Origin of the sequence: Bradyrhizobium sp. CCBAU 25338 (genome assembly GCF_028128965.1) — a bacterium.
GTDB lineage: Bacteria > Pseudomonadota > Alphaproteobacteria > Rhizobiales > Xanthobacteraceae > Bradyrhizobium > Bradyrhizobium liaoningense.
On sequence record NZ_LFKY01000043.1, the window covers coordinates 70,585 to 96,899 of the forward strand.

The 26,315-nt window shown below is 63.2% G+C and carries 18 protein-coding genes; 1 reads left to right on the plus strand and 17 read right to left on the minus strand.

Annotated elements, in window-relative coordinates; all coding sequences use genetic code 11:
- Nucleotides 1-11: 11 nt before the first annotated feature.
- The 17 genes from fusA to ACM42_RS33980 form a co-directional block, all read right to left on the minus strand.
- Nucleotides 12-2,084 (minus strand): elongation factor G, encoded by a 2,073-nt coding sequence (gene fusA, locus ACM42_RS33900; RefSeq protein WP_028177964.1) that lies wholly within the window; start codon nucleotides 2,082-2,084, stop codon nucleotides 12-14.
- Nucleotides 2,085-2,117: 33 nt separating this feature from the next.
- The gene (gene rpsG / locus ACM42_RS33905; protein ID WP_194393362.1) at nucleotides 2,118-2,588 is read right to left on the minus strand and encodes a 30S ribosomal protein S7; all 471 of its coding nucleotides are present in this window, start codon (nucleotides 2,586-2,588) and stop codon (nucleotides 2,118-2,120) included.
- Nucleotides 2,589-2,603: 15 nt separating this feature from the next.
- Nucleotides 2,604-2,975 (minus strand): 30S ribosomal protein S12, encoded by a 372-nt coding sequence (rpsL, locus tag ACM42_RS33910; RefSeq protein ID WP_007603006.1) that lies wholly within the window; start codon nucleotides 2,973-2,975, stop codon nucleotides 2,604-2,606.
- Nucleotides 2,976-3,827: 852 nt separating this feature from the next.
- Nucleotides 3,828-5,834: an ABC transporter ATP-binding protein gene (locus ACM42_RS33915; protein ID WP_271532423.1), complete on the minus strand. Its 2,007-nt coding sequence runs from the start codon at nucleotides 5,832-5,834 to the stop codon at nucleotides 3,828-3,830.
- 133 nt (nucleotides 5,835-5,967) lie between these two features.
- Nucleotides 5,968-8,022: an FAD-dependent oxidoreductase gene (locus tag ACM42_RS33920; protein ID WP_271532425.1), complete on the minus strand. Its 2,055-nt coding sequence runs from the start codon at nucleotides 8,020-8,022 to the stop codon at nucleotides 5,968-5,970.
- Between the two features lie 194 nt (nucleotides 8,023-8,216).
- On the minus strand, nucleotides 8,217-12,413 hold the full coding sequence (gene rpoC, locus ACM42_RS33925) for a DNA-directed RNA polymerase subunit beta' (RefSeq protein ID WP_271532428.1): 4,197 nt from the start codon (nucleotides 12,411-12,413) through the stop codon (nucleotides 8,217-8,219).
- 128 nt (nucleotides 12,414-12,541) lie between these two features.
- On the minus strand, nucleotides 12,542-16,666 hold the full coding sequence (rpoB, locus tag ACM42_RS33930; RefSeq protein ID WP_027574048.1) for a DNA-directed RNA polymerase subunit beta: 4,125 nt from the start codon (nucleotides 16,664-16,666) through the stop codon (nucleotides 12,542-12,544).
- 482 nt (nucleotides 16,667-17,148) lie between these two features.
- A complete protein-coding gene (gene rplL / locus ACM42_RS33935) occupies nucleotides 17,149-17,526 on the minus strand; it encodes a 50S ribosomal protein L7/L12 (protein WP_028177960.1) in 378 nt (125 codons plus the stop codon).
- 54 nt (nucleotides 17,527-17,580) lie between these two features.
- Nucleotides 17,581-18,099 (minus strand): 50S ribosomal protein L10, encoded by a 519-nt coding sequence (gene rplJ, locus ACM42_RS33940; RefSeq protein WP_036041495.1) that lies wholly within the window; start codon nucleotides 18,097-18,099, stop codon nucleotides 17,581-17,583.
- Between the two features lie 586 nt (nucleotides 18,100-18,685).
- On the minus strand, nucleotides 18,686-19,639 hold the full coding sequence (locus ACM42_RS33945) for a 2-hydroxyacid dehydrogenase (RefSeq protein ID WP_271532433.1): 954 nt from the start codon (nucleotides 19,637-19,639) through the stop codon (nucleotides 18,686-18,688).
- Nucleotides 19,640-19,729: 90 nt separating this feature from the next.
- Nucleotides 19,730-20,422 carry a 50S ribosomal protein L1 gene (gene rplA / locus ACM42_RS33950; RefSeq protein WP_018647230.1) on the minus strand — a complete coding sequence of 231 codons (693 nt, stop codon included), beginning with the start codon at nucleotides 20,420-20,422 and terminating at the stop codon, nucleotides 19,730-19,732.
- Between the two features lie 6 nt (nucleotides 20,423-20,428).
- Nucleotides 20,429-20,857, minus strand: a complete 429-nt coding sequence (gene rplK / locus ACM42_RS33955; RefSeq protein WP_008136439.1) for a 50S ribosomal protein L11 — start codon at nucleotides 20,855-20,857, stop codon at nucleotides 20,429-20,431.
- A 134-nt stretch (nucleotides 20,858-20,991) separates the two neighbouring features.
- Nucleotides 20,992-21,546 carry a transcription termination/antitermination protein NusG gene (gene nusG, locus ACM42_RS33960; RefSeq protein ID WP_028146088.1) on the minus strand — a complete coding sequence of 185 codons (555 nt, stop codon included), beginning with the start codon at nucleotides 21,544-21,546 and terminating at the stop codon, nucleotides 20,992-20,994.
- Nucleotides 21,546-21,737, minus strand: coding sequence for a preprotein translocase subunit SecE (secE, locus tag ACM42_RS33965; RefSeq protein WP_007611620.1), 192 nt, complete (start codon nucleotides 21,735-21,737; stop codon nucleotides 21,546-21,548). The genes nusG and secE overlap by 1 nt, the downstream gene beginning before the upstream one ends.
- Before the next feature lie 343 nt (nucleotides 21,738-22,080).
- Nucleotides 22,081-23,349, minus strand: coding sequence for a class I SAM-dependent methyltransferase (locus ACM42_RS33970; protein ID WP_271532445.1), 1,269 nt, complete (start codon nucleotides 23,347-23,349; stop codon nucleotides 22,081-22,083).
- 82 nt (nucleotides 23,350-23,431) lie between these two features.
- Nucleotides 23,432-24,454, minus strand: a complete 1,023-nt coding sequence (locus ACM42_RS33975) for a lysylphosphatidylglycerol synthase transmembrane domain-containing protein (RefSeq protein ID WP_271532447.1) — start codon at nucleotides 24,452-24,454, stop codon at nucleotides 23,432-23,434.
- Nucleotides 24,455-24,466: 12 nt separating this feature from the next.
- The gene (locus ACM42_RS33980) at nucleotides 24,467-25,054 is read right to left on the minus strand and encodes an SIS domain-containing protein (RefSeq protein WP_271532449.1); all 588 of its coding nucleotides are present in this window, start codon (nucleotides 25,052-25,054) and stop codon (nucleotides 24,467-24,469) included.
- A 165-nt stretch (nucleotides 25,055-25,219) separates the two neighbouring features.
- Between ACM42_RS33980 and ACM42_RS33985 the strand changes: the two genes are divergently transcribed.
- Nucleotides 25,220-26,248: an SDR family oxidoreductase gene (locus ACM42_RS33985; RefSeq protein WP_271532450.1), complete on the plus strand. Its 1,029-nt coding sequence runs from the start codon at nucleotides 25,220-25,222 to the stop codon at nucleotides 26,246-26,248.
- Nucleotides 26,249-26,315 lie beyond the last annotated feature (67 nt).

Consider the following 26,315-nt stretch of genomic DNA (forward strand, 5'->3'; position numbering starts at 1 on the left):
ACCGACGACAATCAGGCAAACTTCTTCTGGACTTCTGCCGACACGTTGGCCGGCGCTTCTGCGTAGTGGTCGAACTGCATGGTGAAGGTCGCGCGACCCTGGCTCATCGAGCGCAGATTGTTCACGTAACCGAACATGTTCATGAGCGGCACCATCGCGTTGATGACGTTGGCGTTGCCGCGCATGTCCTGTCCCTGGATCTGACCGCGCCGGGAATTCAGATCGCCGATGACCGAGCCGGTGTAGTCTTCCGGGGTCACCACTTCGACCTTCATGATCGGCTCGAGCAGGACGGACTTGCCCATCTGCAGCGCTTCGCGGAAGCAGGCGCGCGAAGCGATTTCGAAGGCGAGCGCCGACGAGTCGACGTCGTGGTACTTGCCGTCGACGAGCGTCACCTTGACGTCGACCACGGGGAAGCCCGCGACCACGCCGGACGACAGCACGCTTTCCAGGCCCTTCTCGACGCCGGGGATGTATTCCTTCGGCACCGCGCCGCCGACGATCTTCGATTCGAACTCGTAGCCCTTGCCGGGCTCGTTCGGCTCGACGATGAACGACACGGCCGCGAACTGGCCGGTACCGCCGGTCTGCTTCTTGTGGGTGTAGCTGTGCTCCACCCGCTTGGTGACGCGCTCACGGAAAGCCACCTGCGGCGCGCCGATATTGGCGTCGACCTTGTAGGTACGCTTGAGGATGTCGACCTTGATGTCGAGGTGGAGTTCGCCCATGCCCTTGAGGATGGTCTGGCCGGACTCGTGGTCGGTCGACACGCGGAAGGACGGATCCTCCGCGGCGAGCTTGGCCAGCGCCACGCCCAGCTTCTCCTGGTCGGCCTTGGACTTCGGCTCGATCGCGATCTCGATGACCGGCTCGGGGAATTCCATCTTCTCGAGGATCACCTGCTTGTCGGGATCGCACAGCGTGTCACCGGTGCGCGCTTCCTTCAGGCCGGCCAGCGCGACGATGTCGCCGGCATAGGCTTCCTTGATGTCCTCGCGGTTGTTCGCATGCATCAGGAGCATGCGCCCGATCCGCTCCTTCTTCTCACGGGTCGAGTTCACGACGCCGGTGCCGCTCTGCAGAATGCCGGAGTAGATGCGGCAGAAGGTGATGGTGCCGACGAACGGGTCGTCCATGATCTTGAACGCGAGCAGCGCCAGGGGCTCCTTGTCGTCCGCCTTGCGCACGACTTCGTTGCCCTTGTCATCGGTGCCCTTGATCGCAGGCACGTCGAGCGGCGACGGCAGATAATCGACGACGGCGTCGAGCAGCGGCTGCACGCCCTTGTTCTTGAAGGCCGAGCCGCACAGCACGGGATAGAACGCGCCAGTCAGCACCGCCTTGCGGATCAGCCTCTTCAGCGTCGCCTCGTCCGGCTCCTTGCCGTCGAGATAGGCGGCCATGGCGTCGTCGTCGAGCTCGACGGCGGCTTCCACCATCTTCTCGCGGTATTCCTTGGCCTGGTCGACGAGGTCTTCCGGAATGTCGACATAGTCGAACTTGGCGCCGAGCGATTCATCGTTCCAGACGACGCCCTTCATCTTCACGAGGTCGACGAGACCCTTGAAGTTGTTTTCGGCACCGATCGGAAGCTGGATCGCGACGGGCTTCGCGCCCAGACGGTCGACGATGTCGGACAGACACTTGAAGAAGTCCGCACCGATCTTGTCCATCTTGTTGGCGAAGACGATGCGCGGAACCTTGTACTTGTCGCCCTGGCGCCAGACGGTCTCGGTCTGGGGCTCGACGCCCTGGTTCGAGTCGAGAACGCAGACGGCGCCGTCGAGCACGCGCAAGCTGCGCTCGACCTCGATGGTGAAGTCGACGTGGCCAGGCGTGTCGATGATGTTCAGGCGCTTGCCGTTCCAGAACGCGGTGGTGGCAGCCGAAGTGATCGTGATGCCACGCTCCTGCTCCTGCTCCATCCAGTCCATCGTCGCGGCACCTTCGTGCACTTCGCCGATCTTGTGGCTCTTGCCGGTGTAATAGAGGATGCGCTCGGTCGTCGTGGTCTTGCCGGCGTCGATATGCGCCATGATACCGAAGTTACGGTAGTCCTCGATGGCATGTTGGCGGGGCATGGGTCGTTCCTTGCGAGTCCGAGTGTGGCGCCGTTACCAGCGATAGTGCGAGAAGGCGCGGTTGGCTTCCGCCATGCGGTGCACGTCTTCGCGCTTCTTGACGGCGTTCCCCCGGTTATTCGATGCATCCAAGAGCTCCGCCGAGAGCCGCTCGGTCATCGTCTTCTCGTTGCGCTCGCGCGCAGCCGCGATCAGCCAGCGGATGCCCAGGGCTTGCCGGCGGGTCGAACGAACCTCGACCGGAACCTGGTAGGTCGCGCCGCCGACGCGGCGGGAGCGCACTTCGATGGTCGGCATGACGTTCTCGAGCGCCTGCTCGAACACGCCGAGCGGGCTCTGCTTGGTCTTGCTTTCGATGAGGCCGAACGCGCCGTAGACGATACCTTCGGCGACCGACTTCTTGCCGGCGTACATCACCGAGTTCATGAACTTCGTGACGATGATGTTCCCGAACTTCGGATCGGGAAGGACTTCACGCTTTTCAGCAGAATGGCGACGAGACATGGACCTGGTTCCCGCTTACTTCGGACGCTTGGCGCCGTACTTCGAACGACGCTGCTTACGGTTCTTGACGCCCTGGGTATCCAGAACGCCGCGGAGGATGTGATAGCGCACGCCCGGCAAGTCCTTGACGCGGCCACCGCGGATCATGACCACCGAGTGCTCCTGGAGGTTATGGCCCTCGCCGGGGATGTAGCCGATCACCTCGAAGCCGTTGGTCAGGCGCACCTTGGCGACCTTACGAAGCGCCGAGTTCGGCTTCTTCGGGGTCGTGGTGTAGACGCGGGTGCAAACACCACGCTTCTGCGGCGACTGCTGCAGCGCCGGCACCTTCTTGCGCGACTTCTGCACTTCACGCGGTTGAGCGATCAGCTGGTTGATCGTCGGCATCCTGGCCTTACCCTTTGTTCTGCCGCGGCCCCCTCCGGGTCCGCTGTCTTGCCGCGGCCCGTTGCCGGAACCGCAAATTCTTTCGAGCCACCCGCCCGACGAGGCCACCTCATGCGAACAATCCGCACAAAGCGAAATTGCGCCAACCGCTCGATCAGCGAGCGGAAAGCGCTTCGACGCCACAGAGGACCGCAGTATCGAAGCCGTTCAGCGAAAAGCCGCGGCCCGCGCACTGAGGTCATGCATCCGAATTCGATCTCAAGAGAACGTGCTCAAGAGAACTAAAGTCGCACTGGCATTGCCTAGCTATGATCGACAGCGTTTGAGCGGCATTCGTCGAGGTTGGTGCCCGCCTTGAGCGATCCCTCGTGGATCTAGTCCTTTGGGATCAACGGGTGGCCCGTTCCGACGCTGGCGATGCTCACCGCCTGTCGTTAAGTGAGGCGCTTTCTATAGGCGAGAATCGGTCCAGTCAAGGCGAAACGACAGTCAGAAAGCGCTTCATGCGCCTGCAGAAATAGCTTCTTCGGCGCCTTCACCACGCCAGCCCGATCGGGGAACAAAGGGCCTGCTCTGTCGGCTCCGACGAAATTATACCCGGATTAAATATACTTTTATTACCAAACCGAAGCTCTTTTCCGCGCCTTTGAACGAATCCGCCTTGTGCGGCGGGGATCCAGCGCAATTGCCGCCGTGACACCAGGTCACGTCAGCGATCTCCGGGCAACGCTGATCGGTCGGCAGGAGTTGATAGGGCCAACCCAAGGAGGCCAAAAAATCAGTGGCGCAGCTCCGGCCGAACGATTTGCATCCGGGAATCACCGAGCCGGAAGCTGCAGTGCCCGGCCCCGGTCACTCCTCGCCCTCTTCGTCATCGTCTTCGTCGTCGTCGCTTCTGTCGTCGTCATGAGCCGGCGCGCCATGCGGCTGGTGGATCTGGTCGTTCCACAGCTTGCGATAGGCACCGTTCCTGGCGAGCAATTCGGCGTGGGAGCCGCGCTCGATCGCCCTGCCCCCTGAAATCACGATGATCTCGTCCATCTCGACCACCGAGGTCAGGCGGTGAGTCGACCAGATCATGGTACGGCCCTTGGCGATCTTGAGCAGCGTGCGGTTGATCGCGGCTTCCGTGGTCTGGTCGAGCGCCGAGGTGGCCTCGTCCAGCAGCAGCACCGACGGGTTGCGGATGATTGCGCGCGCGATCGCGATACGCTGGCGCTGGCCGCCGGACAGCGTGTCTCCACGCTCGCCGACCGGCGTGTCGTATCGCTGCGGCAGGCTCATGATGTAGCGGTGGATCTCGGCCTTCTTGGCCGCCTCCTCCACCTCCGCGTCGGTCGCCCCCTCCTTGCCGAGCCGGATGTTCTCGCGGATCGACATGTTGAACAGCATGTTCTCCTGGAACACCACCGCCATGCTCCGGCGCAGCGAATCCAGCGTCACCTTGCGAACGTCGACGCCGTCGATGGTGACGCGACCTTCGTCGGGCACGTAGAGCCGCAGGATCAGATTGAGCAGCGTGCTCTTGCCGGAGCCGCTTGGACCGACGATCGCGATGCGCTTGCCGGCATTGAGCTTGAGGCTGAGATTGTCCAGCACCGGCGTCTGACTGCCCTCATACCGGAAGGTGACGTGATCGAAAGTGATGTCGTTGGTGATACGCGGCAGATCGGGCGCGCCGGGGCGATCGGCGCCGCGGGTCGGCTCGTCGAGCAGTTCCTGGATGTGGCGAATCGCGGCGGCCGAGGAGATCGACACCGGGATGAAATGCATCACATGAGCGATGTTGTAGGAAACCTCCCAGAACGCGCTCTCGAAGGTGACGAAGGTGCCGATCGTGATCTGGCCCTTGGTCGCGAGATACGCGCCGATCGCGAGCACCACGAGGTGCAGGAGGAGCACCGAGATGGTGACCGTCCGCTCCACCATGGTCGAGAGGAACGCCGCCGAGGCGATCCTGTTGCGGGTCTCGTCATTGCGCAAGGTGAAGAAGCCGAACATCTTGCGTTGCAGGCTGAACGCCTTGATCACGGCCTGGGCGGCCACGTTCTCCTGCACCATGCCGAGCAGCGCCGACTCGTTGAGCTTCTGCTCGTAGTTGGCGTGCACCGCCTTGGACGTCAGGATCCGCGGGCCGATCAGCGTGATCGGAAACACCAGCAGCGCGACAACGGCGAGCTGCCAGTTCAGGAACAGCATCAGGATGATGCCCGCGACCAGTTCCAGGAACGGCAGCGCGGCACTGTTGGCAAAGGTCTTGACCGAGCCTTCAAAGGCCGAGAGATCGACCGAAAAGCGCGACAGGATCTCGCCGCGCCTGGTGCGGCCGAAATAACCCGCCGGCAGGTCCTGGACGTGCTCGAACAGCCGCTTGCGGACGTCGGAGATGATGCAGGCGGCGAGCCGCGCATCCCAGCGCTCGTACCAGACGGCAACGATCGAGGTGAAGATGCCGGCGACCGCAAGCACGCCGAGGATCTTGTACAGCGCCTGGAAATCCTCCTCCCCGAGCGCCTCGTCGATCAGGAACTTGAGGCTGAGCGGCATGATGACGTTGAACAGCGTCTCCACGAAGACGCCGAACGCCACGTATGACAGCATCCGCTTGTAGTTCGTCAGATAAGGTTTGACGAATCCGACGATGGTCGCGAGCGCGCCGGCGGCTTCGCGCGCGGTAAAGACGACGAGGTCCTCGTCCTCATCGTCATCATCATCGTCGAGCTCGTCATCCCGCTCGTCTTCGCCGTCCTCGTCCTCTTCGAGGTCCGGCTTGGCAGCGGAGGCGAGCTTGTCGTCGAGCTCGGCCGCCTCTTCCGCGGCGAGCTTCTGTTTGTCGGGCGAGAGAGGCTTGGAAGCCATGAAACCAACCGATGCTGACGGCCGGCATGACCGCAGAGAAAGCAGGACATAGCGGCAACCGCTATTGCACCGATTCTATGCGATCAGGATGAATTCGGCAAAACAATTGGCCGATTCGATCCGCGCCCCGCGGCTAGTCCTCGTCCTCGACCTTGTCGAAGAAGGAATAGCGCAAGCTGTCGGCGTCGGCGTACCACTGCCCCGGCCCCTTGTTGGCGGCGAGCGTCGCCTCCCAGAGCGCATCGGTGCAATCCTTGCGGTGCATCGACAGGTCGAAGCCGTTGCCGAAGAACAGTTCGGACCATTCCCACCAGGTGCCGAGCTTCTTGACCCCGCGCAGCAGGTCGTAGCGGTCGATCAGGGCCGGCGCCATGTCCGAGGTGACCGAGCCGAACACGAGGCCGGTCTTGACCACGCGGTTGAGCTCGCGGATCGCACGGGCCACCTGCTTCGGGGAAACGTGGCAGAGGCTGGTCTCGAACACGAAGTCGAACGTGCCGTCCTTGAATGGCATGTCGGTGATCGAGCCGAGCTTGTTGTACTTCTTCAGCGCTTTCGGCGTCTTGGCGTGGATGGCGCGGTTGTTCTCGATTCCCCATGCATCGATGCCGCGATCGCGCAGCGCGCCGACCAGCTCACCGCTGGCGGACCCCGCGACCAGCAGCTTGGCGCCCGTTGCCTTGCCCCAGACGATCCCGATCAGCCTGCTGAGGTAATCGGGGTCGGTGAAGTGCCGCCACGCCTCGTGGTAGGGACCGAGGCCGCGATAATTCTCGAAATAGTCGCGATCGATCTTGTCCGACAGCGGCTTGTCGTCCTGTGCGCGTTCGCGGCGCAGGCGCATCATCTCGGTCAGGATGATGTCGGTCGCCGCATCCGAAGAATCGAGCAGGCCGTTCAGCGTCGAGTCGAACAGATAGTCGCCGACGACCACGATGCCGGGATGCTCCTTCGGCTCGGGCCGGTGGTTGGTCATCACGTCGCGCACGGGCAAGCCGCCCGGAATCGCGTTCACCGACGACAGCCAGCGGTGGATCTTGCCTTCCATGAAATGCAAACGCGCATCGCCGAGAGAAGTCGGCAGCGATTTCAGGGCGGCATCGATCAGCTCCTGATCCGACAGATTGGCGAAAGCCAGCGCGTCGGAGCCGGGAATGAGCCAGTTCAGAACGCCATGCTTGCCGACGTCGTGGCGCGCGCCCTCGTTGTAGACGCAGCAGCCGCCGAAAGCCTCCGACATGAACCAGGCGCCCGGAATCTTCTCGCCCCAGAATGGCTCGTCGAACAGGATCGAGACGCGCAGATAGTGCGCGGGGCGGTCGAAATAGGCAACGTGCTTGACCATCGACTTGCGCAGCTGCTCGCCCTCCCAGCTCAGGGTGGCCAGCCAGGAATGCGGCAGGCAGACCAGGACGAGATCGAAGTCGCGCGTCTCCGGTCCCTTGCCGTTCATCATCTTGAGCTGATAGCGGCCGGTCGGCGCCTTGCCGACGGTGAGCACGCGGTGATTGAGCTGGATGTCGGCATTGACCTCCGACTGCAGGCACTCGATCAGCTGCTCGTTGCCGTTCTGGATGGAATAGAGGCCGATATAGCCGTCGACGTCCATCAGATAGTTCTTGAGCGCGTTGAGACCGTTGGTGTTGTGGCTCTCGGTCGCGATGTCGGAGCGGGCCATCACCTTGAAGAAACGCTTTGCCGTCTCGTCCTCGACCTCCTCGTCGAGCACCTGCTCGGCGGTCTTGTAAGCCCAGGGATTCTCGTTGTCGTGCGCGCCGACGCCCTCGTAATATTCGACCGGCGACAACATCTCGATGCAGCGCTCGCGGAATGCCTCGATCGCGGCCGCGGTCTTGGCGCCGTATTTGCGGCGCATGCCGGGCACGTCATTGAGGAGCTCGCCGCCGAAATGCACCTGCTCGGCGTCCATCGGAATGGTCTGGAGGCCGAAATGCTGGATCAGCTCGCGCAGCGGGTCCGGCCCCGTCATCGAGTAGTCGTAGATCTCGGCAACGCCGGCCTCGTACATCGCGGGCGCCGAATCGAATTTGCGCGTGACGATCTTGCCGCCCAGCCGGTCGGAGGCCTCGTAGATGGTGACGCGGCAGAGATCGCCGAGCTTACGCTTCAGATACCAGGCGCTCATCAGCCCGCCGGGGCCGCCGCCTACGATTGCGAGATCAAGCATGTGAGTTCCGTGGTCCTCCGGCCCTGCCCCCCATCACGGGACCACCGGTCCAAACTCTCCTAGCAGAAGCGCTTTTACGGCTGAAGGAAAGATGAACAAAGGCTGATCCTGCATCGCAGCAAGGAAAGAAAGCAGCAAAAAGGCCGGCAAAAGCCGGCCTTTTCATTGTCCTCGGTATTCCTACGGATGAACGATCATTCCGCAGGCGGCAGCGCAGGAAGCTCGGCCTCCGGCGCGGGCGACACGACGGCCGCCTGCTTCTCGCGCTCGTCCAGGATCAGCTTGTCGCGCTTCATGGCGACTTCGCGGATCTTGGCCATGGAGGCGCCGGTACCCGCCGGGATCAGCCGGCCGACGATGACGTTCTCCTTGAGGCCTTCGAGCGGATCAATCTTGCCGTTGACCGCCGCCTCGGTGAGGACGCGCGTGGTCTCCTGGAACGATGCCGCCGAGAAGAAGGACCGGGTCTGGAGGCTCGCCTTGGTGATGCCGAGCAGAACCGGCGTTCCCGTGGCGGGCTTCTTGCCCTCTTCCTTGGCCTTCGCGTTCAGCGCGTCGAACTCGATCTTGTCGACCTGCTCGCCGGAGATCATGTCCGTATCGCCCTGATCGGTGATTTCCACCTTCTGGAGCATCTGACGGACAATCACCTCGATGTGCTTGTCGTTGATGAGCACGCCCTGCAGCCGGTAGACCTCCTGGATCTCGTTGACCAGATAGGCCGCGAGTTCCTCGATGCCCTTCACCGCTAGGATGTCGTGCGGCGCCGGATTGCCCTCCACGATGAAGTCGCCCTTTTCGACGACGTCGCCGTCCTGAAGGTGGATGTGCTTGCCCTTCGGGATCAGGTACTCGCGCGGCTCGTCGGTCTTGTCCATCGGCTCGATCGAGATGCGGCGCTTGTTCTTGTAGTCGCGCCCGAACCGGATGGTGCCCGCGATTTCGGCGATGATCGCCGCATCCTTCGGACGCCGAGCCTCGAACAGTTCCGCCACCCGCGGCAGACCGCCGGTGATGTCACGCGTCTTGGCGCTTTCGGTCGAGACACGGGCGAGGATATCGCCCGGCTGTACCTTGGCTCCAATGTCGACCGAGAGAATGGCATCGACCGACAGCATGTAGCGGGCATCGCCGCCACGGGCGAGCTTGAGCACCTTGCCGTCCTTGCCCTTCACCACGATGGCCGGACGCAGGTCCGCGCCGCCGCGCGTCGAGCGCCAGTCGATGACCACGCGCTTGGCGATACCGGTGGCTTCGTCGAGCGTTTCCGAGATCGACTGTCCTTCGACCAGATCCTCGAAGCCAATGGTGCCTTCGACTTCGGTGAGCAGCGGCCGGGTGTAGGGATCCCACTCGACGATGCGCTGGCCGCGCTTGACCATATCGCCTTCGTCGACGTGCAGGCGCGAACCGTACTGGATACGGTGCGTCGCACGCTCGGTGCCGTCGGCATCGACGATCGCGACAACCATGTTGCGCACCATCGCGATCAGGTGGCCTTCGCTGTTGCGGGCGATGGCCTTGTTCCGGATTACGATCTTGCCGTCGAAATTGGCTTCGACGAACGACTGCTCGTTGAGCTGCGCCGCACCACCGATGTGGAAGGTGCGCATGGTGAGCTGGGTACCCGGCTCGCCGATCGACTGCGCCGCGATGACACCGACCGCTTCACCGTGGTTGACCGGCGTGCCGCGGGCGAGGTCGCGGCCGTAGCACTTGCCGCAGATGCCGTTGACGAGCTCGCAGGTCAGCGCCGAGCGGATCTTCACCTCCTGCACGCCACCCTGCTGAATGGCCTCCAGATGGCTCTCTTCCATCAGCGTATCGCGATTGATGATCACCTTGCCCGAGCTGTCACGCACGTCTTCGCAGGCCGTGCGTCCGAGGATGCGCGAACCGAGCGAAGCGACCACGGTGCCGGCATCGACGATGGCGCGCATCTTGATGCCGAGCTTGGTGCCGCAGTCGCTCTGCGTGATGATGCAGTCCTGCGCCACGTCGACGAGACGACGCGTCAGGTAGCCGGAGTTCGCGGTCTTCAACGCGGTGTCCGCGAGGCCCTTGCGGGCGCCGTGGGTCGAGTTGAAGTACTCGAGCACCGAGAGGCCTTCCTTGAAGTTCGAGATGATCGGCGTCTCGATGATCTCGCCCGACGGCTTGGCCATCAGGCCGCGCATGCCGGCGAGCTGGCGCATCTGGGCCGGCGAACCGCGGGCACCGGAGTGAGCCATCATGTAGATCGAGTTGATGTCGGCGTCGGCTCCGCTCGCCGTCTTCTTGGTGGCGGAGATCTCCTTCATCATCGCCTTGGCGATTTCTTCCGTGGCCTTCGACCAGGCGTCGACGACCTTGTTGTACTTCTCGCCATGGGTGATCAGACCGTCGTTGTACTGCTGCTCGAAATCCTTCGCCAGCGTACGGGTGGTGTCGACGATCTTCCACTTGCCGTGCGGCACGACCATGTCGTCCTTGCCGAACGAGATGCCGGCCTTGAACGCGTTGTAGAAGCCGAGCGCCATGATGCGGTCGCAGAAGATCACCGTCTCCTTCTGGCCGCAGTGGCGGTAGACCTGGTCGATGACACCGGAGATCTCGCGCTTGGTCATCAGCTTGTTGATGATCTCGTACGAGATCCGCGGGTTCTTCGGCAGCAGGTTGCCGAGCATGACGCGGCCGGCGGTGGTCTCGATCCAGCGCCTGGAGACCTTGCCGGTCTCGTCCATGCCCTCCCACCGGTACTTGATCTTGGTGTGGAGGTGGATGACCTTCGCGTGCAGCGCGTGCTCGAGCTCGGCCATGTCGCCGAACACCTTGCCCTCGCCGGGCAGACCTTCGCGCATGATCGAGACGTAGTACAGACCGAGCACGATGTCCTGCGACGGCACGATGATCGGCTGGCCGTTCGCCGGATGCAGGATGTTGTTGGTCGACATCATCAGGACGCGCGCTTCCAGCTGCGCTTCGAGCGACAGCGGAACGTGCACGGCCATCTGGTCGCCGTCGAAGTCGGCATTGAACGCGGAGCAGACCAGCGGGTGGAGCTGGATCGCCTTGCCCTCGATCAGCACGGGCTCGAACGCCTGGATGCCGAGGCGATGCAGCGTCGGCGCGCGGTTGAGCAGCACCGGATGCTCGCGGATCACCTCGTCCAGGATGTCCCAGACCTCGGGCCGCTCCTTCTCGACCAGCTTCTTCGCCTGCTTCACGGTTGTGGACAGGCCCTTGGCGTCAAGCCGCGAATAGATGAACGGCTTGAACAGCTCGAGCGCCATCTTCTTCGGCAGGCCGCACTGATGCAGGCGCAGTTCGGGACCGACCACGATCACCGAACGACCCGAATAGTCGACGCGCTTGCCGAGCAGGTTCTGACGGAAGCGGCCCTGCTTGCCCTTGAGCATGTCGGCGAGCGACTTAAGCGGGCGCTTGTTGGCGCCCGTGATGACGCGGCCGCGGCGGCCGTTGTCGAACAGCGCGTCGACGGCCTCCTGAAGCATGCGCTTTTCGTTGCGGATGATGATGTCGGGCGCGCGCAGCTCCATCAGCCGCTTCAAGCGATTGTTGCGGTTGATGACGCGGCGGTAGAGGTCGTTGAGGTCGGAGGTCGCGAAGCGGCCGCCGTCGAGCGGCACCAGCGGACGCAGGTCCGGTGGAATCACCGGGACCACGGTCATGATCATCCATTCCGGCTTGTTGCCGGAGTGGCGGAACGCTTCCACGATCTTCAGGCGCTTGGCGAGCTTCTTGTGCTTGATGTCGGAGTCGGTCTCCTGCATCTCGACACGCAGGGTAGCCTCGAGCTTCTCGAGGTCCATGCCCTTGAGCAGCTCGCGGATCGCTTCGGCGCCGATCATGGCGGTGAAGGAATCCTGGCCGTACTCGTCCTGCGCTTTCAGATACTCGTCTTCCGACAGCAGCTGACGGTCCTTCAGCGCGGTGAGGCCCGGCTCCAGCACGACGTAATATTCGAAGTAGAGGATCCGCTCGAGATCCTTCAGCGTCATGTCGAGCAAGAGGCCGATGCGCGAAGGCAGCGACTTCAGGAACCAGATGTGGGCGACGGGAGCTGCGAGCTCGATATGGCCCATGCGCTCGCGCCGGACGCGCGACAGCGTGACCTCGACCGAGCACTTCTCGCAGATGATGCCCTTATACTTCATGCGCTTGTACTTGCCGCACAAGCACTCGTAGTCCTTGATCGGCCCGAAGATGCGGGCGCAGAACAGGCCGTCGCGCTCGGGCTTGAAGGTCCGGTAGTTGATGGTCTCCGGCTTCTTGATCTCGCCGTAGGACCAGGACAGAATCTTCTCTGGGGACGCGATCGAGATCCGGATCTGGTCGAAGACCTGAGCCGGCGTCGTCGGATTGAAGAGATTCATAATTTCTTGGTTCATCGTCTTCTCCTCGCGTGCCGGTCGCCTCCGGCCGCAAATTCGAAAATCATTCAACGAGGCGCCCTGCCCTCAAGGCCTCGGGAAAGGCGCCGATGCCCGGCCGCGAAGGCCGGGCATGAAAGGTCGAATTACTCGGCCGCTTCCGACGTCGGCGCCGGTCCCATCTTGGAGTTGTGCAGATCGACGTTGAGGCCGAGCGAGCGCATTTCCTTGACCAGCACGTTGAACGATTCCGGAATACCGGCCTCGAACGTGTCGTCGCCACGCACGATCGCCTCGTACACCTTGGTACGGCCGGCGACGTCGTCCGACTTCACCGTCAGCATCTCCTGGAGCGTGTACGCCGCGCCGTAAGCCTCGAGCGCCCACACCTCCATTTCGCCGAAGCGCTGGCCGCCGAACTGAGCCTTGCCGCCCAGCGGCTGCTGGGTGACGAGCGAGTACGGACCGATCGAACGCGCATGGATCTTGTCGTCGACCAGATGGTGCAGCTTGAGCATGTAGATGTAGCCAACCGTCACCTTGCGATCGAACGGATCGCCGGTGCGGCCGTCATAGACGGTCGACTGACCCGAAGCGTCGAGACCGGCAAGCTTCAGCATCTCCTCGATGTCGGCTTCCTTGGCACCGTCGAACACCGGCGTCGCGATCGGCACGCCGCGGCTGAGGTTATGGCCGAGTTCGAGCAGCTCGTTGTCGTTGAGCGACTTGATCGTCTCGTCCTCGCCGTAGACCTTCTTCAAGGTTTCCTTCAGCGGCTTGATATCCTGCTTCGACAGGTACGCATCGACCGTCTGGCCGATACGCTTGCCGAGGCCGGCGCAGGCCCAGCCGAGATGGGTCTCGAGGATCTGTCCGACGTTCATGCGCGAGGGCACGCCCAGCGGATTGAGCACGATGTCGGCATGCGTGCCGTCTTCGAGGAACGGCATGTCCTCGATCGGCACGATCTTCGACACCACGCCCTTGTTGCCGTGGCGGCCGGCCATCTTGTCGCCGGGCTGGATCTTGCGCTTCACCGCGACGAAGACCTTGACCATCTTCATCACGCCGGGCGGCAATTCGTCGCCGCGCTGAAGCTTCTCGACCTTGTCGAGGAAGCGCTGTTCCAGCCCCTTCTTCGACTCGTCGTACTGCTTCCGCATGGCCTCGATTTCGGCCATCAGCTTGTCGTTCGGCGAAGCGAACAGCCACCACTGCGACTTCGGGTACTCCTCGAGCACCGCACGGGTAATCTTGGTGTCCTTCTTGAAGCCCTTCGGACCCGCAATGCCCTGCCGCCCCTCGAGGAGCTCGGCGAGCCGGTTGTAGACGTTGCGGTCCAGGATCGCCTGCTCGTCGTCGCGGTCCTTGGCAAGGCGCTCGATCTCTTCCCGCTCGATCGCCAGCGCACGCTCGTCCTTGTCGACGCCGTGACGGTTGAACACGCGCACTTCCACGATCGTGCCCTGCACGCCCGGGGGAACGCGCAGCGAGGTATCGCGGACGTCGGAGGCCTTCTCGCCGAAGATGGCGCGCAGGAGCTTCTCTTCCGGCGTCATCGGGCTTTCGCCCTTCGGCGTGATCTTGCCGACCAGGATGTCACCGGCGCGCACTTCGGCACCGATGTAGACGATACCGGCTTCGTCGAGGTTCTTCAGCGCTTCTTCCGAGACGTTCGGAATGTCGCGGGTGATTTCCTCAGGTCCGAGCTTGGTGTCGCGGGCCATCACCTCGAACTCCTCGATATGGATCGAGGTGAAGACGTCTTCCTTCACGATCCGCTCGGACAGCAGGATCGAGTCTTCGAAGTTGTAGCCGTTCCACGGCATGAACGCGACCAGCACGTTGCGGCCGAGCGCGAGCTCGCCGAGATCGGTCGACGGACCGTCAGCGATGATGTCGCCCTTCTTGACGATGTCGCCGACCTTCACCAGCGGACGCTGGTTGATGCAGGTCGACTGGTTCGAGCGCTGGTACTTCATGAGACGGTAGATATCGACGCCCGACTTGGTCGGATCGAGATCTTCCGTCGCGCGGATGACGACGCGGGTCGCGTCGATCTGGTCGATCACGCCCGAACGGCGCGCCGCGATCGCGGCGCCCGAGTCACGGGCAACCACGCCCTCCATGCCGGTACCGACGAACGGCGCCTCGGCGCGAACCAGCGGCACCGCCTGGCGCTGCATGTTCGAGCCCATCAGCGCGCGGTTGGCGTCGTCGTTCTCGAGGAACGGGATCAGCGCCGCGGCGACCGAAACGAGCTGCTTCGGCGACACGTCCATGTAGTCGACCTTGTCGGGCGTCATCGGCACGACGTCGCGCGTCCCGCTCGAGCGGCAGACCACCAGGTCTTCGGTAAAGCGACCCTTGGCGTCGACCGGCACGTTGGCCTGGGCCACCGAATAGCGCCCTTCTTCCATTGCCGACAGGTACACCACCTCGTCGGTGACACGGCCGTCCTTCACCTTGCGATACGGCGTCTCGACGAAGCCGTACTTGTTCACGCGCGCGAAGGTCGCGAGCGAGTTGATCAGGCCGATGTTCGGACCTTCCGGCGTCTCGATCGGGCAGATGCGGCCGTAATGCGTCGGATGCACGTCGCGCACCTCGAAGCCGGCGCGCTCGCGGGTCAGACCGCCCGGTCCGAGCGCCGACAGGCGGCGCTTGTGGGTGATCTCCGACAGCGGGTTGGTCTGGTCCATGAACTGCGAGAGCTGCGAGGAGCCGAAGAACTCGCGCACGGCGGCGGCCGCCGGCTTGGCGTTGATCAGGTCCTGCGGCATGACCGTGTCGATATCGACCGAGGACATGCGCTCCTTGATCGCGCGTTCCATGCGCAAGAGGCCGATGCGATACTGGTTCTCCATGAGCTCGCCGACCGAACGCACACGGCGGTTGCCGAGATGGTCGATGTCGTCGATCTCGCCCTTGCCGTCGCGCAGATCCACCAGCGTCTTGATGACGGAGAGGATGTCCTCCTTGCGCAGCGTGCGCTGGGTGTCGGGCGCATCGAGGTCGAGGCGCATGTTCATCTTGACGCGGCCGACCGCGGACAGGTCGTAGCGTTCGGCGTCGAAGAACAGCGACTGGAACATGGCCTGCGCCGATTCCAGCGTCGGCGGCTCGCCCGGACGCATCACGCGGTAGATGTCGAACAGCGCGTCCTCGCGCGTCATGTTCTTGTCGGCCGACAGCGTGTTGCGGATGTAGGGGCCGACATTGACGTGGTCGATGTCGAGCAGCGGCAGCTCCTTGTAGCCCTGCTCGTTAAGCGCCTTCATCAGCTTGTCGGTGATTTCCTCACCGGCCTCGGCGTGGATCTCACCGGTCTTCGGGTTGACGAGATCCTCGGCGACGTAGTTGCCGACCAGCTCCTCGTCGGCCATGCGCAGCGCCTTCAGCCCCTTCTCCTGGAGCTGGCGGGCGGCGCGGACGGTGAGCTTCTTGCCGGCCTCGAGCACGACCTTGCCGGTGTCGGCGTCGATAAGGTCGTTGACGGTCGAGTAGCCGCGGAAACGGTTGGCGTCGAACGGAACGCGCCAGCCTTCCTTGGTCCGCTTGTAGAGAATCTTCTTGTAGAACGTGGACAGGATCGCCTCGCCGTCGAGGCCGAGGGCGAACATCAGCGACGTCACCGGAATCTTGCGGCGACGGTCGATACGCGCATAGACGATGTCCTTGGCGTCGAACTCGATGTCGAGCCAGGAGCCGCGATACGGGATGACGCGGGCGGCGAACAGCAGCTTGCCCGAGGAATGGGTCTTGCCCTTGTCGTGGTCGAAGAACACGCCGGGCGACCGGTGCATCTGCGAGACGATGACGCGCTCGGTGCCGTTGACGATGAAGGTGCCGTTCATCGTCATGAGCGGGATGTCGCCCATGTAGACGTCCTGCTCCTTGATGTCCTTCACCGACTTCGCGCCGGTTTCCTCGTCGATATCGAACACGATGAGGCGCAGCGTCACCTTGAGAGGTGCAGCGAAGGTCATGCCGCGCTGGCGGCACTCGTCGACGTCGTATTTAGGCTGCTCGAACTCGTAGCGGACGAATTCCAGCATCGAGGTGCCCGAAAAGTCGGAGATCGGAAACACCGAGCGGAACACCGCCTGCAGACCCTCGTCGAGACGGCCGCCCGGGGGTTCGTCGACCATCAGGAACTGGTCATAGGACGCCTTCTGAACCTCGATGAGGTTCGGCATCTCGGCGACTTCCTTGATGTGTCCGAAGAACTTGCGAACACGTTTGCGACCGGTGAATGTCTGCTGCGCCATCGTGGCCTCTCATTTTCGTCGCCCGCTCTGGGCGCGCCGTCCGGAACGCGGCTGCCACCGCTCTCCGGGTTGAATTTTCGAACCCGCCTTGGGGGCCAGAGACGCAGCTTCAGGCTTGAATGTCCTGAATCTGTTCTTCAGACCTTCAAAACGCAAAACGACGCGCGGGGCGCAAGAGCGCACCCGCCCGTCACAACGATCGTCTTCACGGACTGCAAAAGCCCGAAATAGCCTGCTCTCCCAACGGCTTACAGGGAAATCCGGCATCCCTGCCCACCGCGCTTTCGTGCTGCCGACCCGATATGGGGCGACAATAGTGCAGATTCGAGGGGTAAACCCTCAAATCCCCACACTTTTTCGTGTTCGACCTGCGTCGGGACGTTCCGTCGCACGCCTTTTGCATCCGGCCCACCCCCTTGAGGAGCGGACCGGGATCCCGGACCTCGCCGATGCGTGGCCGGGATCCCGCCAGCAAGCGTTGCTTACTTGAGCTCGACCTTGGCGCCAGCCTTCTCGAGCTGGGCCTTGATCTTGTCGGCTTCTTCCTTGTTCACGCCTTCCTTCACAGGCTTCGGAGCACCCTCGACGAGGTCCTTTGCTTCCTTCAGGCCGAGACCGGTGATGGCGCGGACTTCCTTGATGACCTCGATCTTCTTGTCGCCGGCGCTGGCGAGAACGACCGTGAACTCGGTCTTCTCTTCCGCCGGAGCGGCAGCGGCGCCACCAGCAGCCGGGCCGGCCACGGCGACAGCCGCGGCGGCCGAAACGCCCCACTTCTCTTCGAGGAGCTTCGCCAGTTCGGCAGCTTCGAGCACGGTGAGGCTCGAGAGGTCGTCAACGATCTTCTGCAAGTCAGCCATTGTTCAGTTTCCTTGAGTGTAAGTCTGGTTCGGGTTTGAGTTTTGCGAAGGGCGTCAGGCCGCTTCGCCCTTTGAGGCATGAGCCTGGATGACGCGCGCGAGCTTGCCCGCGGGCGCGTTGGCGAGCTGGGCCAGCTTGGTCGCCGGGGCCACGATGAGGCCGACGATCTTGCCGCGCAGTTCGTCAAGCGACGGCAGCGAGGCAAGCGCCTTCACGCCGTCGACATTCAGGACGGTCTTGCCCATCGACCCGCCAACGATGACGAACTTTTCGTTCGCCTTGGCAAATTCGATGGCGACCTTTGGCGCCGCTACCGGATCGTTGGAAGTTGCGATCACGGTCGGCCCCTTCAGCATGGGGCCGATGGCAACGACGTCAGTGCCTTCAAGAGCAATTTTGGCGAGACGGTTCTTCGAGACCTTCACCGAGGCACCCGCCTGCTTCATCTGCTGGCGCAGCTTCTGCATCTGGGCGACGGTGAGGCCGGAATATTGAGCAACGATCGCGACGCTCGTGGTCTTGAAGACCTCGTTGAGCTGTTCGACCGCCTCTTTTTTTGCCGCTCGTTCCACAGCAAGCTCTCTCCGGTTGGCGGTCATCGCGAGAAGCGGGACCGCCGGGTTGCACCCATCGTCCCGCCCGAACCTGAACCTCCGGGCCAAAAACCCATCGGACACGCCGGGCAAGACGACAATTCAAAGCCTGCCCTCCGGGAGCCCCCTTGGAGGCCCACGGCGTGTCGAGGTCCGAACCAGACCCGTTTCGCGAACCCAACCGTTAAAGCTGGGCGCGAAGTGAAATCCGGTCTTCACCCGTCTATGCAGGCCATGCGATTAAGCCGTTGAGAAATCGAAATTTCCCGCAGGCGCCTGCAGTCTTGGACAGGACGAGGCCAGCCGGCGAACCGTCCGACCTCTGCCCGCATCCCACCCACCGACGGGTTTTCCTTCCTTTTCGGGCAAATCCTTGCGGACGTCCTGAAAAGGAATGATCTCCTGTCGTGTCAGGTTTTCGGAATGCGTGCACGAACGCGCCAGCCGAGGCCGGCACGTCCGGAGGCGGTTCTTTAACCGCTCTCTGCCTGCTTGCCAAGAGCAAAATTCACACCAGTTCCAATCGATTGCCGGCCAGGCTTGATCTCGGCTGACAAGGCCCGATTCAGGACGATTTGACCGCGTAAGGGAGCGGTTTGCCCTCGAAGAACGCGGTCAGGTTGCCCAGGACGCAATTCTGCATGGCAACGTGCGATTCCAGGGTGTGGCCGCCGATATGCGGGGCGAAGACCACGTTCGGCAGCGCCGTCAGCGCAGCGGGGGCGTGCGGTTCCGTCTCAAAGACGTCGAGGCCAGCGCCGGCGATGGTCTTGTCGGTGAGCGCCGCGACCAGGGCTTTCTCGTCGATGACGGAGCCGCGGGAAATGTTGACGACATAGCCGTCCGCGCCGAGACGCCGAAGGATATCGGCATTGACGACGTGCTGGGTGTCGGCCCCTGCCCGGACCGCGATCATCAGGACGCTGCACCAGTCGGCCAGCGCCTCCAGAGAGGAAAAATATCGATAGGGCAGATCGTATCTGGTGCGGCTGAAATAGCCGACCTCGCTCTCGAAAGCCGCGCAGCGCACGGCGATCTTGCGGCCGATCTCGCCCATGCCGTAGACGCCGATGCGGCGGCCGGGCATGCCGGCCTGAGGCCGCATCATTGGCGACTGTTTTGACGCCGCCCAGTCGCCACTACGGACATATTGGTCGGCGACCAGCAGGCGCCGCGTCGCCGCGAGCATCAGGGTCATTGCAATATCGGCGACCGAGGCCGCATTGGCGCCCGGGCTGTGGCCGACGGCGATGTTGCGCGCGGCGGCTGCCTTCAGATCGACACCGTCATAACCGGTGCCGTAGCAGATGATGGCGCCGAGCTTTGGAAACAGATCCATCGCCTCCGCGCCGAGCGGGGTCCCGCCCGCAGTCAGCATCGCGCGGATACCCCTGAGCTCGTCCGCCGGAAAAACCTCGTGCGCGGGCTTGCCAGCGGTGTCGAGCAGTTCGAACCGCTCGGCGAAACGCGCCATCATCGTCTTGGGAAAGCGCGAGTAGATCAGGACCTTGTCAGCCATTGTTCTTGCTTCCGGAGAGCGCCGCCACAAACGACGAGGGGCGGAATCGGTTGCCCAATTCCGCCCCTCGCCTCATGCAATTTCCAAACCTTAGCCGAGAATGGTGCCCGGCTCGACCTTCACGCCCGGGCCCATGGTCGAGGACACCGCAACGCGCTGGATGTAGGTACCCTTGGAACCAGCCGGCTTCGCCTTGGAGACGGCATCGGCCAGGGCCTTGATGTTCTCGACCAGCTTCTCCTCGGAGAACGAGGCCTTGCCGACGCCGGCCTGCAGGATGCCGGCCTTCTCGACGCGGAACTCGACCGAGCCGCCCTTGGCACCCTTCACCGCGCCGGTGACGTCCATGGTCACGGTGCCGATCTTCGGGTTCGGCATCAGGCCGCGCGGGCCGAGCACCTTACCCAACCGACCGACGAGCGGCATCATGTCGGGGGTGGCGATGCAGCGGTCGAAATCGATCGAGCCGTTCTGCACCTTCTCGACCAGGTCCTCGGCGCCGACGACGTCAGCACCGGCCGCCTTGGCCTCGTCAGCCTTGGCGCCCCGGGCGAACACGCCGACGCGGAGCGTACGGCCAGTGCCGTTCGGCAGGGTCACGACGCCGCGAACCATCTGGTCTGCGTGACGCGGATCGACACCGAGATTGATCGCGACCTCGATGGTCTCGTCGAACTTCGCCTTCGCGCGCTCCTTGACCATCTTGATGGCGTCCGCGAGCGGGTAAAGCTTTTCGCGATCAATGCCTTCGCGGGCTTTGTTCAAACGCTTTCCGATTGCCATGACCGCTTACCCCGCAACTTCCAGACCCATCGAACGGGCAGAGCCCTCGACCATCTTCATGGCCGATTCGATGGTGTCGCAATTCAAGTCCTTCATCTTCTTCTCGGCGATCTCGCGCACCTGCGCCTTGGTCACCTTGCCGGCCTTGTCGCGGCCCGGCGCCTTCGAGCCGGACTGGATCTTGGCGGCCTGCTTGAGGAAGAAGGACATCGGGGGGGTCTTCATCTCGAACGTGAACGAACGATCGGCGTAGATCGTGATCACGACGGGAATCGGGGTGTTCTTCTCTTCCTTCTGGGTCTGGGCGTTGAACGCCTTGCAGAACTCCATGATGTTGAGACCGCGCTGACCGAGCGCGGGACCGATCGGGGGCGAAGGATTCGCCGCGCCGGCCGGGACCTGAAGCTTCAGGTATCCGGTCACTTTCTTTGCCATGTATCACTCCTGTTGTGCCGGCATGTCGCCGGCGGTTTCAGGTTCGTGGTCTGGGTCGGATGCGGCTGGCAACCGCCCTCTCCCTCCCACGGCCTCTCTTTGCGCGAAACCTCTCGGCTTCACGCGCTACCCGGTCAGACCTTCTCGACCTGACCGAATTCCAGCTCGACGGGCGTTGCGCGGCCGAAGATCGACACCGCGACCTTCACGCGCGAGCGCGCCTCGTCGATTTCCTCGACCACCCCCGAGAACGAGGCAAACGGGCCGTCGGCCACGCGCACATTCTCGCCGATCTCGAACGACACCGACGCCTTCGGGCGTTCCACGCCCTCCTGCACCTGGTGCAGGATGCGCATGGCCTCGGCTTCCGAGATCGGCATCGGCTTGTTTTCCGCACCGAGGAAGCCCGTCACCTTCGGCGTGTTCTTGATCAGATGGAACGCCTCGTCGGTCAGCTTCATCTTGACCAGCACATAGCCCGGGAAGAACTTGCGCTCGGCATCGATCTTGCGGCCGCGGCGCACTTCCGTGACCTTCTCGGTCGGAACCAGCACCAGCTCGAACAGATCCTCGAGCCCGCGCTGCTTGGCCTGCTCGCGGATCGATTCGGCGACCTTCTTCTCGAAGTTCGAATAGGCGTGAACGATGTACCAGCGCTTGTCGGACACTTGAGCGGTTGCCGTTGCCATCAGTGAATGCCCAGGAGGAAGGTGATGAGGTAGCGGATGATCTGGTCGGCGGCGAAGAAGAAGATCGAGGCGACGGCCACCATGACGAATACCATGATGGTGGTGATCGTGGTCTCACGACGGGTCGGCCAGGTGACCTTGGCGGTCTCCGAGCGCACTTCCTGCAAGAACTTGAACGGGCTGACTGCCATCGTTTGATGTCCAACGTCCATCGACAGACGCGAATGAATTTCGGGGATCCGAACAGCCGCCGTTAGCCCAGCCCTCTGTCTTGAAGGATGAGCCGGAAACCGGGCTCGATTGTTCGGGGATTTCAAAGCCGCGCCGGAGATCCGCGTCTAACGGGCCGGCTGCGAGTGCGGGGTAAATACTGCGGATGGGGCCAAAGGTCAAGATATGGGGGGCTTCGCGGCGAGAAGCCGGCGTCCTCGGCGACCGAGCACAGCCCAAGGAGGATCAAGGGCTTATTCCCCGGTCCCAGCGGAGGCGGGATCAAGGCCCCCGGGAACCTCCCTGATCAACCCGCCGCCCGGATCAGTCGGCCCGGTCGACCATGGAAACACCCGGTAGCGGCACCACGAATTTTCCACCCTCGGCGAAATAGCGGGCGTGCTTGGCCCGGATCGGGTCGACATAGCGCCAGGCGAAGACCACGACGAACGCGGGCTTGCGCTCGTAAAGGGCGGCCGGGGGCAGAATCGGAATGTCGTAACCCGGGCCCGCCATCACGTTCCCCTTCTTGGGGTCGTCGTCCACCAGGAAGTCGATCTTGTTCTCCAGGCCGAACTGCGGGAGCAGCGTCGTGGTGCCGACCGAGACACCGTAGCCGGCGACCAGTTGCCCCCGCGCGTGGGCGGCATCGGCCATCGCGACCAGCTCGTCGCGGATGGCCGCGATCCTCTTCACATAGGGCGCGTAGTAGGCCGGCTGATCGACGCCGAGCCGGTCCTCCTCGGCGATGAACTTCGCGACCTCCGCTGACGGCTTCTTCGCACCGCCGGCGCGCTGGACCGTCACGCGGATCGAGCCGCCCTTCGTCCAGATGTGCTGAACGTCGATCACTTCCATGCCGAGCCGCGCGAAGAACCGCGTCAACGGCTTGATGTTAAAATACGACAGATGCTCGTGATAGACGGTGTCGAGCAGGTTCTTCTCGGTGACGTCGACGCCGTACTGCGTCTCGAAGACGAACAATCCGTCCGGCGCGAGCACGTCGCGAACCCCGATCACCAGCGGATCGAGATTGTCGACATTGGCGATCATGTTGTTGGCGATAACGACGCTCGCCGCACCATGGCTTTGCAGGATGCGGCGCCCGATCGCATCGGTGAAGAAATCGCCGATGGTCTCGATCCCGGCTTCCGTCGCACGCCGCGCGATGTCGACAGCGGGATCGACGCCCAGCACCCGCATGCCGCGCTCCTTGAAGAAGCCGAGCAACGATCCGTCATTGCTGCCGAGCTCGACGACAAGCGAGCCCGGCGCGATCCCGAAGCGGCTGACGACGTCGTTGGCATAGCCTGCGAAATGCTCCCGCAAGCCGAGCGAGAGCGAGGTGGTATAGACGTAGTTGCGGTACTGGATCTCCGGATTGCCGACATGGAGAATCTGGAGGTGGCCGCAGTCCCGGCACAGATGCAGCGCCATCGGTACCGCGGCCCGGAAGACGGGATCGTCGACGCTGGCGTCCGGCACCTGGAAGTTCGGCGTGCCAATGGGCATGCCTGCCATCGGGACGACCAGCTCCTGCTTGTCCGAATGACAGAGGCGGCAAGTATGGCGGACGTAGAACAGGTTTTTCATCGTGGAACCGAGATGTGAGATACGCGAGCGAATGAGATAACCCCATCCTGTGAAGACCAGATCGGCAACGGGCTTAAGCGGGTCATGAGTGGCTCGAGACTTCGGTACCCTGCCCCAGCGCGAAACCGGGCTCTTTCTCCGCCGCTCTGGCGGCCTTGTCCGCGGAATACGACCCGCGCTCCGGACTCGCCAGCCAGATCACGCCGCCGACGAGGCCGACGATCACGCTGATGGCACCCAGCAGGAGTGAAACCGACAGCGCTTCCTCGGACGGCACACCCGCAAGACCGAGGCAGGCGACCATCGCCCCTTCGCGAACGCCCCAGCCGCTGATCGAGATCGGAACGGCCGTCAACAGCACGACCGGCGGAATCAGGATGCCGGCGTCGAGGATCGAGAGCTGCGCTCCGACACCGCGCGCCAAGGCGTAGCAGGCCGCCGCCGTCACGAGATGGATGAGGAGCGCGGATCCGAACAGCAAACCGCGACGCTCGGATTGCAGCAGAAGAAACCTGACGAGCGCTCCGAACCGAACAAAGCTTGCGATCGCGGGAAGCGCGATGAGGCGTTTCGGCAGACGGTCGAGCGTCAACAGGACCACGGTGCCGGCGACGCCCGCCAGCGTCAGTCCGCCGATGGCCAGGATCGCGGCCGGATTGGACACGCGCGACAGCAGAAGCGGCAATCCGGCCACCATCAGCACGATCAGCCCGATCAACGCCGTGAAGCGGTCTGCTGCAACGCCCTTGACCGCCTCCGACCACTGCACGCCACGTTGGCGGAGCAGCCACATCCGCACCGCGTCCCCGCCGACCGACGACGGCAACACCTGATTGAACCAGAGGCTGATCATGAGGATCCGCCAGCCCGCGAGCCAGTTCAGCGGCACGCCGAGCGCGCGCATGATCAGCTCCCACCGGCCGTTGAGCACGAAGGTCTGAAAGAAGATCAGCGCAAGCGCGACGACGAACAGGACGGGATCGACCGAGACGAGATGAGTTCGCAATTGGCGCAGATCGAGGCCGCGCGCGATGTAGACCAGCACCGCGACCGACAGCAGCAGCTTCACCGAAAACAGGACCGCATGCTTGTATCGCGACTGCATCGGATTCCCGCCTCAGGACGCCGGATATTCCGCACGACCGATGACGAGGTCGATCGCGGCCATCATCCAAAACTGGTGCGTGGTCTCGACAATGTTGTAGCTGCGGCTGTCGACCCAGAAATTGACGTCGCCGAGGTTGCGCAGCGGATTGTCCGCATTCATGCCCGACAGCGTGATCACGTCGAGCTTCATCGAGCGCGCCTGCGCAACCGCATTGAGGATGTTCTTTGAACGTCCGGACGAACTGATCGCGACGAGGCAATCGCCGGCGCGGGCATTCAGCCGCACCGCGTGCGCAATCCAGTCCTCGAAGCCGTAATCGTTGGCAAGGCACGACATCATGCTCGCATCGCTGAAGCAGAGTGCAGGCACCGCCGCATTCTTCGCCAGATCGATCGCCAGATGCGAGGCGATGCCGGCCGAGCCGCCATTGCCGATGAAGATGACGCGACCGCCCTGCTCCCGCGTGCGCAACCAGGACGCGCGCGTGGCGGAGATCCCGGCAAAAATACCGTCGTCGATCGCCGTCGCGCGATGCAGGCGGCCCACATAGTCGTCGAGGAAGGCCTTGTGATCGGGATCGACGGACTCGGCAGGCATGGGCTGGCGGCTCGATTGCAACATGTCCGGGTGATACCGGCTATTACCAAGGATTGCAAAGGTATAATACTTGCAAAGTTTGCGAGCGGCTGGTAGTCGGCTTTCGGGTTTCACTCAACATTGGCGAGCCTGTTTCGCTGGGCATTCGCGTCACGGATGTTCCCCATGAAATGCATCGTTACTGGCGGCGCCGGTTTCATTGGCAGCCACCTCGTCGATCGCCTGCTCGATGATGGCCATGAGGTCATCGCGCTCGACAATTTCGTCATCGGACGCGCCGAGAATCTGGCCGCGCGCGCCAGTTCGAGCCGGTTGAAGGTCGTGCGGGCGGACGTCACCGACCTTGACGCGATCAAACCGTATTTCCACGGTATCGATTGGGTCTTCCATCTCGCGGCACTGGCCGACATCGTTCCCTCGATCGAGTCGCCAATCCCGTATCACCGCGCCAATGTCGACGGCACGGTCAACGTTCTCGAGGCTGCGCGGCACGCTGGCGTGCGCCGCTTCGTCTATGCGGCGTCATCGTCCTGCTACGGTATCCCCGACGTCTATCCGACGCCGGAGAGCGCCGAGATCCGGCCGATGTATCCCTACGCGCTCACCAAGAATCTCGGCGAGCAGTGCGTCATGCACTGGTGCCAGGTCTACAAGCTGCCTGCCGTGGCGCTACGCCTGTTCAACGTGTACGGGCCCCGCCATCGCACCACGGGCACCTACGGTGCCGTGTTCGGCGTGTTCATGGCACAGAAGCTCGCGGGCAAGCCCTTCACCGTGGTCGGCGATGGCGAGCAGACCCGCGACTTCACCTTCGTCAGCGATGTCGCCGATGCCTTCGTGACCGCCGCGCGCTCCGATGTGTCACATGAGATATTCAACGTCGGTTCGGACAACACCTACAGCGTCAACCGGCTGGTCGAGCTTCTCGGCGGCGACAAGGTCCATATTCCCAAGCGTCCCGGCGAGCCCGATTGCACATACGCCGACATCACCAAGATCAAACGGGTCCTGAAATGGGCGCCGAAGGTGAAGTTCGAGGACGGCGTCGCGACGATGCTGAAGTCGATGGACCAGTACAGGGACGCTCCGCTGTGGACGGTGGACAAGATCGCCGATGCCACCAAGGACTGGTTCAAATATCTCGGCGACGACGGCGATGCGGCGTCCGGCACTCCACAGAAGGCGGGCCGTTGAGCAGAGTCGTTCGACCCCGACATTCGCGCCGCCAACCGATCATTTCCGGGCCGGCCAGACCGACCCG

What these genes read in the sequence shown, in the direction of transcription:
- fusA (WP_028177964.1), bottom strand. Translation starts at nt 2,084, where the DNA reads ATGCCCCGCCAACATGCCATCGAGGACTACCGTAACTTCGGTATCATG.
- rpsG (WP_194393362.1), bottom strand. Translation starts at nt 2,588, where the DNA reads ATGTCTCGTCGCCATTCTGCTGAAAAGCGTGAAGTCCTTCCCGATCCG.
- rpsL (WP_007603006.1), bottom strand. Translation starts at nt 2,975, where the DNA reads ATGCCGACGATCAACCAGCTGATCGCTCAACCGCGTGAAGTGCAGAAG.
- ACM42_RS33915 (WP_271532423.1), bottom strand. Translation starts at nt 5,834, where the DNA reads ATGGCTTCCAAGCCTCTCTCGCCCGACAAACAGAAGCTCGCCGCGGAA.
- ACM42_RS33920 (WP_271532425.1), bottom strand. Translation starts at nt 8,022, where the DNA reads ATGCTTGATCTCGCAATCGTAGGCGGCGGCCCCGGCGGGCTGATGAGC.
- rpoC (WP_271532428.1), bottom strand. Translation starts at nt 12,413, where the DNA reads ATGAACCAAGAAATTATGAATCTCTTCAATCCGACGACGCCGGCTCAG.
- rpoB (WP_027574048.1), bottom strand. Translation starts at nt 16,666, where the DNA reads ATGGCGCAGCAGACATTCACCGGTCGCAAACGTGTTCGCAAGTTCTTC.
- rplL (WP_028177960.1), bottom strand. Translation starts at nt 17,526, where the DNA reads ATGGCTGACTTGCAGAAGATCGTTGACGACCTCTCGAGCCTCACCGTG.
- ACM42_RS33945 (WP_271532433.1), bottom strand. Translation starts at nt 19,639, where the DNA reads ATGGCTGACAAGGTCCTGATCTACTCGCGCTTTCCCAAGACGATGATG.
- rplA (WP_018647230.1), bottom strand. Translation starts at nt 20,422, where the DNA reads ATGGCAATCGGAAAGCGTTTGAACAAAGCCCGCGAAGGCATTGATCGC.
- rplK (WP_008136439.1), bottom strand. Translation starts at nt 20,857, where the DNA reads ATGGCAAAGAAAGTGACCGGATACCTGAAGCTTCAGGTCCCGGCCGGC.
- nusG (WP_028146088.1), bottom strand. Translation starts at nt 21,546, where the DNA reads ATGGCAACGGCAACCGCTCAAGTGTCCGACAAGCGCTGGTACATCGTT.
- secE (WP_007611620.1), bottom strand. Translation starts at nt 21,737, where the DNA reads ATGGCAGTCAGCCCGTTCAAGTTCTTGCAGGAAGTGCGCTCGGAGACC.
- ACM42_RS33970 (WP_271532445.1), bottom strand. Translation starts at nt 23,349, where the DNA reads ATGAAAAACCTGTTCTACGTCCGCCATACTTGCCGCCTCTGTCATTCG.
- ACM42_RS33975 (WP_271532447.1), bottom strand. Translation starts at nt 24,454, where the DNA reads ATGCAGTCGCGATACAAGCATGCGGTCCTGTTTTCGGTGAAGCTGCTG.
- ACM42_RS33980 (WP_271532449.1), bottom strand. Translation starts at nt 25,054, where the DNA reads ATGCCTGCCGAGTCCGTCGATCCCGATCACAAGGCCTTCCTCGACGAC.
- ACM42_RS33985 (WP_271532450.1), top strand. Translation starts at nt 25,220, where the DNA reads ATGAAATGCATCGTTACTGGCGGCGCCGGTTTCATTGGCAGCCACCTC.